1 protein-coding gene is annotated in these 602 nt (G+C 62.1%); it reads left to right on the top strand.

Translation table 11 applies throughout. The features are described from left to right. On the top strand, positions 1-602 hold a 602-nt coding region (gene mobF / locus CVH10_RS16965; protein WP_146142959.1), incomplete at both ends, for a MobF family relaxase.

Below are 602 nucleotides of genomic sequence, written 5' to 3'. Positions count from 1 at the left end.
AGGACGACTACTACGTCACCGGAGAGGCTGACACGCCGGGTCTAGAGTGGGGAGGGAAGGGGGCCGAGAAGGTAGGCCTGACCGGCAAGGCCAGACCGGAAGACTTCAAGGCGGTCTTGGAGGGCAAGCATGAGGCCTTCAAGGATCCGGAGCGGCCCGACGCCCAGGCTGATGGCAAACATAGAGCGGGCTGGGACTTGACCTTCTCCGCGCCCAAGTCCGTCAGTCTGGCCATCCTCGTCGGCAAGGACGACCGTCTCGACAAGGCCCACGATAAGGCCGTCAACACAGCAATGGCCTATGCCGAGAAGCATTTCGCCATCACCCGTGTGCGCGACCAGGGCAAGATCAAGGAAGTCCAGACCGGCAACCTTCTATACGCTCAGACCGTCCACGGGACTTCGCGGGCCGGCGACCCCCAGCGGCACACTCACGTCATCGTAGCCAACGCGACCGTCGAGCCATCGACGGGAAAAGTCCGTGCGCTCGAAACGCTTCAGATGTTCAAGCACAGCCAGCTTTTGGGCCGCATTTACAGAGCCGAACTCGCCAAGGAGGCGATCGGGCTTGGCTATGATGTCGTGCGCGATCCGAAACAGGGC

It is taken from the genome of Halomonas sp. ND22Bw, from assembly GCF_003011945.1.
Classification (GTDB): domain Bacteria; phylum Pseudomonadota; class Gammaproteobacteria; order Pseudomonadales; family Halomonadaceae; genus Halomonas; species Halomonas halophila.
The sequence above is the reverse complement of the archived record's forward strand: the minus strand, read 5'-3'. Positions and strand labels throughout refer to the sequence as shown.